This is a genomic window from Phenylobacterium sp. LjRoot97, from assembly GCF_964254345.1.
Lineage (GTDB): Bacteria > Pseudomonadota > Alphaproteobacteria > Caulobacterales > Caulobacteraceae > Phenylobacterium.
Map to the genome: position 1 here is coordinate 583297 of NZ_CAXUTH020000001.1, position 12591 is coordinate 595887.

At 69.4% G+C, this 12591-nt stretch carries 13 protein-coding genes; 3 read left to right on the plus strand and 10 right to left on the minus strand.

Going from position 1 to position 12591, the window contains the following annotated elements; translation table 11 throughout:
* Positions 1-8 precede the first annotated feature (8 nt).
* Both ACSQ2H_RS02835 and ACSQ2H_RS02840 read left to right on the plus strand, forming a co-directional pair.
* A complete protein-coding gene (locus ACSQ2H_RS02835) occupies positions 9-1427 on the plus strand; it encodes an NAD(P)(+) transhydrogenase (Re/Si-specific) subunit beta (RefSeq protein ID WP_436059945.1) in 1419 nt (472 codons plus the stop codon).
* Positions 1428-1741: 314 nt separating this feature from the next.
* Positions 1742-2485: a M23 family metallopeptidase gene (locus tag ACSQ2H_RS02840; RefSeq protein ID WP_436063538.1), complete on the plus strand. Its 744-nt coding sequence runs from the start codon at positions 1742-1744 to the stop codon at positions 2483-2485.
* Here the strand turns inward: ACSQ2H_RS02840 and ACSQ2H_RS02845 are convergent.
* Positions 2482-2898 carry a hypothetical protein gene (locus ACSQ2H_RS02845; RefSeq protein ID WP_436059946.1) on the minus strand — a complete coding sequence of 139 codons (417 nt, stop codon included), beginning with the start codon at positions 2896-2898 and terminating at the stop codon, positions 2482-2484. The two genes, ACSQ2H_RS02840 and ACSQ2H_RS02845, sit on opposite strands and share 4 nt — an antisense overlap.
* Positions 2899-2956: 58 nt before the next feature.
* Between ACSQ2H_RS02845 and ACSQ2H_RS02850 the strand changes: the two genes are divergently transcribed.
* Positions 2957-3835: an alpha/beta fold hydrolase gene (locus tag ACSQ2H_RS02850; RefSeq protein WP_436059947.1), complete on the plus strand. Its 879-nt coding sequence runs from the start codon at positions 2957-2959 to the stop codon at positions 3833-3835.
* Here the strand turns inward: ACSQ2H_RS02850 and tilS are convergent.
* From tilS to ilvD, 9 genes are all read right to left on the minus strand, one after another.
* Complete coding sequence (tilS, locus tag ACSQ2H_RS02855; protein ID WP_436063539.1) at positions 3832-5052, minus strand: tRNA lysidine(34) synthetase TilS; 1221 nt, start codon at positions 5050-5052, stop codon at positions 3832-3834. The genes ACSQ2H_RS02850 and tilS overlap by 4 nt on opposite strands.
* Positions 5049-5891 carry a tol-pal system protein YbgF gene (ybgF, locus tag ACSQ2H_RS02860; protein ID WP_436059948.1) on the minus strand — a complete coding sequence of 281 codons (843 nt, stop codon included), beginning with the start codon at positions 5889-5891 and terminating at the stop codon, positions 5049-5051. The genes tilS and ybgF overlap by 4 nt, the downstream gene beginning before the upstream one ends.
* A 122-nt stretch (positions 5892-6013) precedes the next feature.
* The gene (gene pal / locus ACSQ2H_RS02865) at positions 6014-6562 is read right to left on the minus strand and encodes a peptidoglycan-associated lipoprotein Pal (protein ID WP_436059949.1); all 549 of its coding nucleotides are present in this window, start codon (positions 6560-6562) and stop codon (positions 6014-6016) included.
* Between the two features lie 129 nt (positions 6563-6691).
* Positions 6692-7987 carry a Tol-Pal system beta propeller repeat protein TolB gene (gene tolB / locus ACSQ2H_RS02870; RefSeq protein WP_436059950.1) on the minus strand — a complete coding sequence of 432 codons (1296 nt, stop codon included), beginning with the start codon at positions 7985-7987 and terminating at the stop codon, positions 6692-6694.
* 17 nt (positions 7988-8004) lie between these two features.
* Positions 8005-8856, minus strand: a complete 852-nt coding sequence (locus tag ACSQ2H_RS02875; RefSeq protein ID WP_436059951.1) for an energy transducer TonB — start codon at positions 8854-8856, stop codon at positions 8005-8007.
* A 7-nt stretch (positions 8857-8863) separates the two neighbouring features.
* Positions 8864-9340 carry an ExbD/TolR family protein gene (locus ACSQ2H_RS02880; RefSeq protein ID WP_436059952.1) on the minus strand — a complete coding sequence of 159 codons (477 nt, stop codon included), beginning with the start codon at positions 9338-9340 and terminating at the stop codon, positions 8864-8866.
* Positions 9341-9345: 5 nt separating this feature from the next.
* A complete protein-coding gene (gene tolQ / locus ACSQ2H_RS02885; protein ID WP_436059953.1) occupies positions 9346-10047 on the minus strand; it encodes a protein TolQ in 702 nt (233 codons plus the stop codon).
* Positions 10048-10176: 129 nt separating this feature from the next.
* Positions 10177-10635 carry a tol-pal system-associated acyl-CoA thioesterase gene (gene ybgC, locus ACSQ2H_RS02890; RefSeq protein WP_436059954.1) on the minus strand — a complete coding sequence of 153 codons (459 nt, stop codon included), beginning with the start codon at positions 10633-10635 and terminating at the stop codon, positions 10177-10179.
* A 54-nt stretch (positions 10636-10689) separates the two neighbouring features.
* Positions 10690-12537, minus strand: coding sequence for a dihydroxy-acid dehydratase (ilvD, locus tag ACSQ2H_RS02895; protein WP_436059955.1), 1848 nt, complete (start codon positions 12535-12537; stop codon positions 10690-10692).
* Positions 12538-12591 lie beyond the last annotated feature (54 nt).

Below are 12591 nucleotides of genomic sequence, written 5' to 3' on the forward strand. Positions count from 1 at the left end.
GGGGGAACATGAACGCTAATCTCGCCGCCATCGCCTACATCGTCTCGGGCGTCCTCTTCATCCTGGCCCTGCGCGGCCTGTCGTCGCCGACCACCAGCCAGGCGGGCAACCGCAACGGCATGATCGGCATGGCCATCGCCGTCGGCACCGCGCTGGCCACGCTGGCCACCCAAGGCAAGCTCGACGCCCTGACCCTGGGCCTGATCCTCGGCGGCATCGCCGTCGGGGGCGCGGTCGGTGCGGTCATCGCGCGCAAGGTCGCCATGACCTCGATGCCGCAGCTGGTCGCCGCCTTCCACAGCCTGGTCGGCATGGCCGCCTGTCTGGTGGCGGTCGCCGCCATCCACACGCCGCAGGCCTACGGGATCGCGACTCCCGACGGCCATGTGCACATGACGTCGCTGATCGAGCTGTCGCTCGGCCTGGCGATCGGCGCCATCACCTTCACCGGCTCGGTGATCGCATTCGCCAAGCTGAACGGCAACATGTCGGGCGCGCCGATCCTGCTGCCGGCCCGCCACCTGCTGAACATCCTGATCGCCCTGGCCATCGTCGGCCTGGTGGTGGTGCTGGTGATGAGCGGCGGCCAAGCGATCTGGGCGTTCTGGGCCATCTTCGCCCTGGCGCTGCTGATCGGCGTCACCCTGATCATCCCGATCGGCGGCGCGGACATGCCTGTCGTGGTGTCGATGCTGAACAGCTACTCCGGCTGGGCCGCGGCGGCGCTGGGCTTTACGCTCGAGAACGTCACCTTGATCATCACCGGGGCCCTGGTCGGCTCGTCGGGTGCGATCCTCAGCTACATCATGTGCAAGGGCATGAACCGCAGCTTCGTCTCGGTGATCCTCGGCGGCTTCGGCGCCGACGACAGCGCTGCGGCCAGCGGCGGCAAGGTCGAGACCCGCCCTGTCAAGCAGGGCAGCGCCGACGACGCGGCCTTCATCATGAAGAACGCCAGCAAGGTGATCATCGTCCCGGGCTACGGCATGGCCGTGTCCCAGGCCCAGCACGCCCTGCGCGAAATGGCCGACAAGCTGAAGGAGGAAGGCGTCGACGTGAAGTACGCCATCCACCCCGTCGCGGGCCGGATGCCGGGCCACATGAACGTTCTGCTAGCCGAGGCCAACGTGCCCTACGACGAGGTCTTCGAGCTGGAGGATATCAACTCCGAGTTCTCGACCGCCGATGTGGCGTTCGTGATCGGGGCCAACGACGTCACCAACCCGGCCGCCAAGACCGACCCGACGAGCGCGATCTACGGCATGCCGATCCTGGACGTCGAAAAGGCGCGTACGGTTCTCTTCGTGAAGCGCGGCATGTCCTCTGGCTATGCCGGGGTCGAGAACGAACTCTTCTTCCGCGACAACACGATGATGCTGTTCGGCGACGCCAAGAAGATGGTCGAGGGGATCCTGAAGGGCCTCTGATCGTCGAGCATCAAGGTCCTTGCGGAGGGGCGCGCCCAGCGATGGGCGCGCCCTTTTCGTTGGGCGTCCCGCTCCGCCATAGTCAAGTTGAGTATATTTTCAAGCAACGCTTATGCGTGCGAAGGATGTCGCCACAAGGTTCCGTGGCGCGACAATGTGCGCCACACGAAGTTCGTATAAGCGACATCTTTTGGGTTAAAAGGGCGGCCATCAGCTTCCCCGCCGCGCGGGGCGTCGTCGCAGCTAGGTCACATCACCTCTAGTGGCCGCTTGTATAGCTCGACTGTACTGGAAGAGGCCGCTTCTTGAACTCGATGAGCTTGGCCGCGCAATACGGCATGCGTCACTTTTGGGTCGAAGGCCTGCTTTCGGTGGTCATGACGCTGAGCGTGGTCACGGCCGCCTATGCGACCACGGTGATCGCTCCGCGCGCGTCCGAGCCTCAGCCGGCCTACGCCAAGGTGGTCGCAGAGGCTCCGCCCGCACCGCCGCCGCCGCCGCCCGAGCCGGAGTTCGCGTTCGGCGAGCCGGTGGCCGGGCACTCGGTCAATTCGCCGTTCGGCCTGCGCCGCATGCCCTGGGAGAGCCATGGGCGGCTGCACCGCGGGGTCGACATCGCCGCGCCGTCGGGAACGCCGGTGACCGCGGTGGAGGGCGGCGTAATCGTGCGAGCGGGGACCAGCCCATCCTATGGCCGCTTCGTCGAGGTGAAGCACGACGGCGGGCTGACCAGCTTCTACGCCCACCTGGGACGTATCGAGCGCGGCGCGAAGGCCGGAACGAGCGTCAACGCCGGGACCGTGATCGGCCGCATCGGTTCGAGCGGTATCTCGACCGGACCGCATCTGCATTTCGAGATGCGCCGCGGCGAGACGCCGCTCAATCCCACCGCCTTCATCGGCCGCGAGTTCGCGACCGCCGAGCAGTTGCCGCTCAAGACCGCGGCCTACTATCCGAAGAAGGTGCGGGTGGCGCAGGCCTCTGGCGCAACCCCCCGCAAGCATCGCAAGGCCGCTGACGGCGAGCGGGTGATGGCTCGCCTGGAGGTCGCCGGCTAGCGCAGACGCGGCTTGCCGAAGGCGCGATCGGCGACGAAGCCACCGAATAGGATCGCCGCGATTGCGCCGATCGCCATCCACAGGGGGTGGTGGATGCTGGTCATGTTGAAGATCGACAGGGCCAGCACGATCAGCGCGACGATGCGCCCGGCCCAGGGCCGGCGTCCGGCGATCAGATCGGCGGCCGACGCTCCGCCCAGCGTGCCCAGGAACCAGGCCAGCAGCACAGCGAACTTGGCCGGCGTCGGGATCATGGCCATGGCGGTGGACAGTTGCGCCGGGTCAGTCAGGTTCACGCCGGGCGGAGGCGGAAAGATCGTATGGCCGACGCCCTCGACTGCGAGAATGATGAGCAGGCCGACGATCAGGCCCAGCACTACGCCCAAGGCCGTTCGCAAGATCGTCCGCAACATTCCCACCGACTCCTAGTTTGGGCGGCAACCTCGACTAGATTGGGGGGATGCTCAAGGTATGCAGATGACGGCCCAGCATTTTCACCCGTCCCGGGGCCAGTTGGTGGACATCGGCGGACGGCGGATCCGGGCCACGCCGGCCGGACCGCAGAACGACCGCCCCCTGATCGTCCTCGAATGCGGCGCGTTCGGCTGCGCCGCCGACTGGGCGGTGGTGCAGGAGCGGCTGGCGGCCAAGGGACTGCGCAGCTTGGCCTACGACCGGGCCGGTCTCGGCTATTCCGATCCCAGCCCCGAGCCGCGTGACGGCCGCGCGATCGCCGCCGACCTGGAGACGCTGCTGGCGCGCCTGGGGGAGACCGGGCCGATCGTCTACACCGGTCACTCGATGGCCGGGCTGATGGCGCGGGTGTTCGTGCCGCGCAATCGCGAGCGGGTTCTGGGCGTGGTGCTGGTCGATGCCGTGACGCCCGAGATGCTGGACGTGCGCCGTACGGCGGTCGGCATCCACGCCTATCGTGGCGCGATGAAGCTGGTCGGCGCCTGGTCGGCGGCAGGGTTCATGCGGCCGGTCTCGCTGGTGATCGGCGACCTGATCGGCTTGGAAGGCGAGGCGCGCAAGGAGAAGCGCCGCGTCTACGGCTCGGCCAGCCACACGCGCTGGGCGGCGGAAGAGGTCCAGAACTGGCCGCGCACCTCGGCCCTTGGCCGCGAGGCCGGCGGCTTTGCGCCGGATCTGCCGGTGGCGGTGGTGACGGCGGGCGATGTGGCGACCCAGGCGCGCCTGAAGGCGCTGCAGGTCGCGCCCGCCGAGCGCTCAGAGCACGGCTATGTCGCGCACGTGAGCGGCGCCAACCACGCCAACCTGTTGGGCAAGGCGTTCGCCGACCCGATCGTCGCCGGCGTGGAGCACGTGTTGGCGACGGTCGCCCGTTAGGGCTCGCGTTCCACTGCGCCGCTGGCGGCGAGCAGCCGCTCGCGCACCAGGCTGCGGACCGCCAGGCCCGGGGTCTCTTCAAGCAGCGGGCAGGCGGCCTGGTCGCCGTCGAGCACGACGGGCAAGGCGGCGCGGGCGCGGGCGGGGATCTCGTGCAGCGCCGCCCGCTGGGCGCGCGGCAATTGCCCCGCATGGCCAGTCAGGGGGGCGATCACCGCCACGCGCTGAGCGGTGATCTCGAAACGGCCATCCCAGACAACCTGCTCGCCGGGAGCCAGCATCTGGTCGGCGAGGCCGGAGCGAAGCAACTCGCCCGGCTCGCGCATGAACAGGGCGCGCCCGTCCTTGGCCTGGATCCGAGCCCCAGCGAGGGTGGCGATGAACGGCTCGGGCATGGCCAGATGCTCCATGACCCGCGCCAGTCGGTCGGCGCGCGGCGGCCGGGTGGTCCCGGCCGCGCAGAGGGCGGCGGCGGCGACCAGCCTTTCCGGCAGCCGCGCGCTCGGCAGGTCGATGACGCCCGCGGAGTCGACCTGGGCGGCGGCGGCGAGTTCGGCCAATGCCGGCTCCAGCGCGGCGGGCGGTGCGGCGGCGGGCGGCTCTGCGAGCCGGGCGCGGGCGCGGGCGAAGCGCGGATCGTCGTTGGCGGGATCATCGATCCAGGTCTCGCCCTGCTCGCTGAGCCACTCGCGCACCTGCGCGCGGCTGGCGGCCAGCATCGGGCGCAGCAGGAACACCCCGCGCCCCTCGGGCCAGGCGGGCGAGGGAGCCCAATCGCGCGGCGACGGCGTGCTCGAACCGTCGGCGCGCATGGCGGCGGCCTCGGCCAGGTCGCTGGCGGTGTGGCCCATCAGGATGACGCGTGCGCCGATCGCGCGGGCCGCGTCGGCCAACAGTCGGTGCCGGGCGGCGCGGGCGGCTGCGGGCAGGCCCTGGGCGGGCTTGTCGCCGGTCCAGGCCAGCGGATGGAACGAGGCGCCCAGCCGAGCGGCGAGCGCCGCGCAGGCGGCGCTCCAGGCGGCGCTGTCGGGGTTGAGGCCGTGATCGACGGTGAGGATCGCCACTCGCCGGCCGTGGACCTGAGCCCAGTCGGCGGCCATCAGGGCCAGGGCGCGGGAATCGCCGCCGCCCGACAGCGCCACGGCGAGCGGCGCGACCGAACCGGCGGCGAGCCGGCGGTCGAGGACGGTCCGAACGACCGTCCCTAGGTCGCTCAGCCCGAGCACTTGGCCTGGGTGCGGGCCTGGGCCGCGCGGGTCTGCACGGTGGTCGAGGCCTTCGGATAGCGCTTGGCCAGTTCGGCCAGGGTCTGGCAGGCGTCAGCCGGCTTCTTGAGGGCGATCAGCGAACGCGAGAGCTCCAGCACGGCGTCCGGGGCCCAGGTGGTCTGCGGCCAGCCGCGGATGGCGGCGATGTAAGAGCCCGCGGCGTCAGCGTGGGCGCCGCGGGCGGTCAGGGTCTTGCCCAACCAGTAGCGAGCTTCGGGCGCCTTGGCGTTGTCGCCATAGGCCGAGACGTAGTCGCGGAAGCCGGCCTCGGCGACGGCGTAGTCGCCGGCCAGCATCGCCTGGCGCGACTGGCTGAACGCGTCGTTGGCCGACAGGCCCGCGGTCGGAGCCGGGGCCGGACCGCCGGCTAGGCCGCCGCCGGCGGGCGCCGAGCCGGTCGAGGCCAGCGCCCCGCTCTCGAGGTTGGCGATGCGGTCGGACAGCGATCTGTTCTCGGCGCGCAGGGTGTCGGCCTCGCGCTTGGCCAGTTCGGCCTGGCGGTTGGCGTTTTCCAGGTCGCCGGTCATCCGGGTCATGGACTGCTCCATGTCGGCCAGCCGACGGCTGACCTCCTGGAGCTGGTAGTCGGTCTCGGCCGGCTGCACGATGACGGGTTTGCCGCTGTCGCGACCCTGGAACACGATCGAGCGGAGCTCGCGCATCACCTGTTCCATGCGGTCGAGGCGCCGCGCGTCGCGGGCGTCCAGCGGATCCATCGGGACCTGGGCCACCGCGGTGGAGGCGATCAGGGTGAGGGCGAGCGGCAGGGCGAGACGGGCAAGCTTCATAGTCGGCATCATCTGCAAAAACGGACGGCCAAAATGCGGCTGTTCGGTGAGGAAGGCAAAGTAGAGCGCAAATGCAAAGAGGGGACCCGAAGGCCCCCTCCCGCAAACTGCAAGCAACGGGCTTACTGAGCGCCCGAGGTGATCGCCGTGTGGGCGTTCCGGTTGCGCTGGTAGGCTTCCTCGTTGGCGCCGGCGTCGATCGGCTTTTCCTTGCCGTACGACACGGTCGAGATGCGCGACGGCTGCACGCCGCGCTGCACCAGGTATTCGCGCACCGAGTTGGCGCGGCGCGAACCGAGGGCGAGGTTGTACTCACGGGTGCCGCGTTCGTCGGCGTTGCCTTCGATGCGGATCTGAACGTTCGGATAGCGCACCAGCCAGGCGGCCTGCGCGTCGAGCAGCGGAGAGGCGTCCGCGCGGACGCTGTAGCTGTCGAGGTCGAAATAGACGCGGTCGCCGACGTTGACCGTGAAGTCCTGGATCGAACCCGGGATCACCGACGAGGTCGGGGGCGGCGCGGGGGCCGGCTCCGGGGCGGGCGCAGGGGCCGGCGCGGGCGTCGGTTCCGGCGCGGGGGCCGGCTTCGGGCGCGAGGCGCAGGCCGTGACCGAGATGGCGGCGGCTGCAACCAGGCTCAGTCGCAGGGCGTGCTTGATACTGAAGCTTTGCACGTTTGCTTCTCCAATTAATAAGTTACGACGACGGCGGTCCCCACAGCCAGTTCCTTGTTCTACCCGGCTTTGCCGTTACCGGACATTTCAAAAGTCCGTTGGGGGGAATTTTAAACCTGGAAACACTGGTTAATTCAGCAGCGGCGACCAGGCGGGATCGGACCCGGAGCCGGGATAGGGCGCGGCGCGCTCGATCCGGCCGGTGACGTCCACGGTCCACAAACGCGGAGCCCCACCAGGCGTTTCGCGGCTGAACATCAGAACGCGGCCGTTGGGCGCCCAGGTCGGGCCCTCGTCCATGTAGCTGCTGGTCAGGATGCGCTCGTCAGAGCCGTCGGGCTTCATGATGCCGATATGGAACTCGCCGCCGGTCTGCTTGGTGAAGGCGATGTACTCGCCGGTCGGGCTCCAGACCGGGGTGGTGTAACGGCCGGACCCGAAGGAGATGCGTCGGCCGCCGCCGCCGTTGGCGCCCATGACATAGAGCTGGGCGCTGCCGCCGCGGTCGGAGTTGTAGACGATCTGCGAACCGTCCGGCGAGAACGACGGCGAGGTCTCGATCGACGGATCTGAGGTCAAGCGATTGGACGAGCGGCTACGCAGGTCCATCACGTAGATGTCGGTGTTGCCGGCCCGCTCGACCGAGAAGGCGACGCGGCCGCCGTCCGGCGAAAAGCGCGGCGCGAAGACCATGCCGGGGAAGTTGCCGAGCGTCTCGCGACGGCCGCTTTCCAGGTTGAACAGGTAGATCGACGAGCCCTCCGGCCGCAGGGCCATGTAGGTGATCTCCTGGCTGGTCGAGGAGAACCGCGGGGTCATCACGATGTAGGAGCCGTCGGTCAGGTAGGACGGGTTGGCGCCGTCCTGGTCCATGATCGCCAGCTGCTTGCGGCGGTTCAGGCGATCGCCGCTCTCGGAGACGAACACCACGCGGGTGTCGAAGTAGCCCTTCTCGCCGGTCAGTCGCTCATACACCGCGTCCGAGATCTTGTGCGCCACGCGCCGCCAGTTATCGGGGGTCGAGGTGAATTGCAGACCGAGCAGCTGCTGCTCGGAATAGACGTCCCAGAGCCGGAAGTTGACGGTCAGGCGGCCGCCCTCGACCGTCACCTGGCCGTTCACCAGAGCCTGGGCGTTGAGCACCTTCCAGTCGGGGAAACGCGGCTGGACGTTGACGTCGAGGGTCTTCTCGATGTGCGCGGCGGGCGGGATCGGGGCGAACAGGCCCGAGCGCTCCAGGTTGCCGGTGATGACCTGAGCGATCTCGGCGCCCTGCTGGCCGCCGAAGGCCGGGATCGCGATGGGCAGCGGCTTGACGTCGCCGCGGTTGATGTCGACCTCGATCTGGGCGCGGGCGGGCGCGGTGATCGCCGCCGACGTAAGGAGCGCGGCGAATACGGCCAGGGCCAGGGTCCTCAGGCGCATGGGGCGGTTCTCCTTGTTCACGAACAGGCCTCACTGGTCTTGAAGTTCAGGTCGAAGCGCTGGCCGTAGAGCGAGCGGGGCAGACGGGTGAACGGCGCGGCCGCGTAGACCGCGCGGATCGCCCGCTCTGCCGCGGCCTTGACTACCGGATCGGCGGAATTCTCGGCGCCGTTGGCGCCGACCTGGCCGACGACCTGGCCGCCGCCGCCGAGAGTGAACGACACCTTCAGGCGGACGTCGCGGCCGCCCTCGACGTTGCAGTTGGGGTTCCAGCGCTTCTGGATCTCGTCGCTCATGCCGGCGATCGCGGCGGCGGCCTGGCCCGAACCGAGGTCGGGGCGCGCCTCGGGCGCGGTGGCCTGGCGTGCGGGCCCCTTGGCCGCCGACGAGCGCTGCGCGCCCGGAAGGCTGGCGGCCAGGGCGTCGAGGTCGAGGCCCTTGTCGGCCTTGGGGGCCGGTTTGGCAGGCGCGGCGGGCTTGGCCGGCGCGGGCTTGGCCGGGGCCGGGACCGGCTTGGGCGTTGGGGCCGGCGCAGGCTTAGGCGTCGGCGCAGGGGTCGGCTTGGGCGCTGGGGCCGGGGCCGGCTTGGGCGGCGTCGGGACCGGTTGCGGCGTCGGCGCGGGCGCGGCCGGCGGGGCAGGCGCTTCGGGGACCGGCTCTTCTGTCTGGGCTGGCGCGTCTTCCGGACCCTGCTCGGCGGGGGCTAGATCGGTCACCGGCGCGTTGGCGACGATGTTGACCGGCACGGCCGAGCCGAGCGGCAACTGCCGGGCCCACGGCCAGGAGATCATGGCGGCGACGATCACCCCTGCGTGCAGCAGGGTGGATGCGAGCATCGCGCCGGAGAATTCAGACCTTTCCCGGGCCATCAGCGCCTCAGCGCGGCTCGCCGCCCGAGGACGGTCCGCCGGTGTCGGTGATCAGGTTGATGCTCGTGAAGCCCGAGGTCGACAGCGCGGCCATCACCTGGGCGACGATCGCATAGGACGCGCGGCCATCGGCGCGCACATAGATCGGCTTGGCCTGGTCGTCGCCGGCCATGGCCCGCAGGCGCGGCGCCAGGCTGGAGAACGCCACCGCGTCTTCCTGGATGAACACCGAGCCGTCCTGGCGGATCGAGACGGTCAGCGGCTCCTTGGGATCCTCCATGGCGCCGGCCTCGGTCTTAGGCAGCTCGACTTCGACGCCGCTGGTCAGCAGCGGGGCCGAAACCATGAAGATGATCAGCAGCACGAGCATCACGTCGACCAGCGGCGTGACGTTGATCTCGGACAGCGCCCCGCGCGAACGACGGCCGCGCCGGCGCCGCGAGCCGCCGGGGGCGGAGAACGCGTCGTGGGAGGAAAGCGCCATGACCCTTAGCCCCGCTCGGCCAGGCGGCGCTGGATGGCGGTGGAAAGGTCGTCGGCGAAGCCTTCGAGCCGGCCGGCGTACTTGCCGGCGTCGGTCGAGAACTTGTTGAAGGCGATGTAGGCGGGAATCGCCGCGATCAGACCGATGGCGGTGGCGAACAGCGCCTCGGCGATCGAGGGGGCGACGACAGCCAGGTTGGTCGACTTCTCGACGGCGATCGCCTGGAAGGCCTTCATGATCCCCCAGACGGTGCCGAACAGGCCGATGAACGGCGAGGCGGTGGCGACGATGGCCAGCGAGCCGAGGCCGTTTTCAACCCGCGCGCTTTCGCGGGCGATGGTGGTGTCGAGGGCGCGGTCTATGCGCTGGATCAGGAAGGCGGTCTGGCTCTCGGAGACCAGTCCCCGGGCGCGGGCGTCGCGCCACTCCTTCAACGCGCCCTGCAGCATGCGCGGCAGCGCCTGGGTCGGACGCTCGCCATGTTCGGCGGCGATGTCTTCCAGCGAGCGGCCCGAGGACACCTGATCCTCGAAGGCGCTGGCCTCCTTGTTGAGCTTGGTCAGGCGCACCGACTTGTCGATGATCACGGTCCACGACCACAGGGAGGCCAGGATCAGTCCGATCATCACCGCCTTCACGACCCAGTCGGCGCGAATGAACAGATTGATGAAACTAAAGCTGTCGGCGGTGATCGCAGCGGGGTCCATGCGCTCGTAGGGCTCCGTAAGAAAGGCAGGCGCACGACTTCAAGCCGCCCGCGGTGGCGAACTTAAGGCCATGCCTTCTGGTTAACCGACCTCTAACGCCGAAATGGTGAAGGCGGTTTTACGAAAACCTTACGCGAAGAGCGGGCGCAGAGTTTCGAGCATGCCGGCCGGCGGTTTTCGCGGACGGCCGGCGAGATCGATGCAGGCGGCCTCGACCTGGGCGGCGCAGATCAGCTCCTCGCCGCGCGTAATCCTCTGGCTGATAAAGAGCCGCGGGCCGCGGGCGGAATCGTAGGTGGTGCGCACGGCGAGGGCGTCGTCGATCCTGGCGGCGCGCTTGAACTCCAGTTCCATGCGCACGATGGCGAAGGCGGCCGGATCGTCGCGGTCGAGCAATTCGGCGTGATGAACGCCTGCCACCCGCAGGAAGTCGGACCGGCCGCGCTCGAAATAGCGGACGTAGTTGGCGTGATAGACCACCCCGGTGAAGTCGGTGTCCTCGTAGTAGACGCGGACGGGCAGGACATGCTCGCGGCCTTCAATGACGCCTGCAGTAGGGATTGGGGCGGTGGGGATCGGGGTCTGCATGGGCCTAGGTTTAGGGACGCGGCGCTGTCTTGAACAGCGCCGCGCCGGGCGTGACTACTCGACCTGGCTGACGTCGCGGACCGCGCCGCGGGCGGCGTTGGTGGTCATGGCGGCGTAGGCGCGCAGGGCCGGAGAGACCACGCGCTTGCGCTCGGCCGGCTTCCAGGCGGCCGAGCCCTTGGCCTGCATGGCCGCGCGGCGCTGCGCCAGCACGGCGTCGGAGACGTCGAGCTGGATGGTCCGCCCCGGAATGTCGATGACGATGCGGTCGCCGTCTTCGACGAGGCCGATCAGGCCACCCTCGGCCGCCTCGGGCGAGACGTGGCCGATCGACAGGCCCGAGGTGCCGCCGGAGAAACGGCCGTCGGTGATCAGGGCGCAGGCTTTGCCGAGGCCCTTCGATTTCAGGTAGCTGGTCGGGTAGAGCATCTCCTGCATGCCCGGGCCGCCCTTGGGGCCCTCGTAGCGGATGACGACCACGTCGCCGGCGACGATCTTGCCGGTCAGGATGGCGCTGACCGACTCGTCCTGGCTCTCGAAGACGCGAGCCGTACCGGTGAACTTCAGGATCTCCTCGTCGACCCCGGCGGTCTTCACGATGCAGCCGTCCTCGGCGAGGTTGCCCGACAGCACCGCCAGACCGCCGTCCTGTGAGAAGGCGTGCTTGGCTTCACGGATGACGCCGCCCTGGCGGTCGAGATCGAGTTCCTTCCAGCGGCGGTCCTGGCTGAACGCGGTCTGGGTCGGCACGCCGCCGGGGGCGGCGCGGAAGAACGTCTGCACCGCCTCGCTGTTGGTGCGGCTGATGTCCCAGTGGTCCAGCGCTTCGCCCATGGACTTGGTGTGGACGGTCGGCAGGTCGGTGTGCAGCAGGCCCGCGCGGTCGAGCTGGCCGAGGATAGCCATGATGCCACCGGCGCGGTGGACGTCCTCCATGTGCACGTCGGCCTTGGCCGGCGCGACCTTGGACAGGCACGGCACCTTGCGCGACAGCCGGTCGATATCCTCCATCGTGAAGTCGACGCCGGCCTCGTGGGCCGCGGCCAGCAGGTGCAGCACGGTGTTGGTCGAACCGCCCATGGCGATGTCGAGGCTCATGGCGTTCTCGAACGCCTTGAACGAGGCGACCGAGCGCGGCAGCACCGAGGCGTCGTCCTGCTCGTAGTAGCGGCGGGTGATGTCGACGATCAGGTGGCCGGCTTCCAGGAACAGGCGCTCGCGGTCGGCGTGGGTGGCCAAGACCGAGCCGTTGCCGGGCAGCGACAGGCCCAGCGCCTCGGTCAGGCAGTTCATCGAGTTGGCGGTGAACATGCCCGAGCAGGAACCGCAGGTCGGGCAGGCCGAGCGCTCGATGGCGGCGACCTCCTCGTCGGAAATCTTGTCGTCGGCGGCGGCGACCATGGCGTCGACCAGGTCGAGGGCGACCTCCTTGCCCTTCAGGATCACCTTGCCGGCTTCCATCGGACCGCCGGAGACGAAGACCGTCGGGATGTTGATGCGCAGCGAGGCCATCAGCATGCCCGGCGTGATCTTGTCGCAGTTCGAGATGCAGACCATGGCGTCGGCGCAGTGGGCGTTGACCATGTACTCGACGCTGTCGGCGATCAGCTCGCGCGAGGGCAGGCTGTAGAGCATGCCGTCGTGGCCCATGGCGATGCCGTCGTCGACCGCGATGGTGTTGAACTCCTTGGCGACGCCGCCCGCCCGCTCGATCTCGCGGGCGACCAGCTGGCCGAGGTCCTTCAGGTGCACGTGGCCCGGCACGAACTGGGTGAAGGAGTTGACCACGGCGATGATCGGCTTGCCGAAGTCGGAGTCCTTCATGCCGGTGGCGCGCCACAGGCCGCGGGCGCCGGCCATGTTGCGGCCGTGGGTGGTCGTGCGTGAGCGATAGGTCGGCATCGGATCGGTCCTGACGGAGATTGCGCGCCTCACCCGTAGCCAATCGTGTCCCGT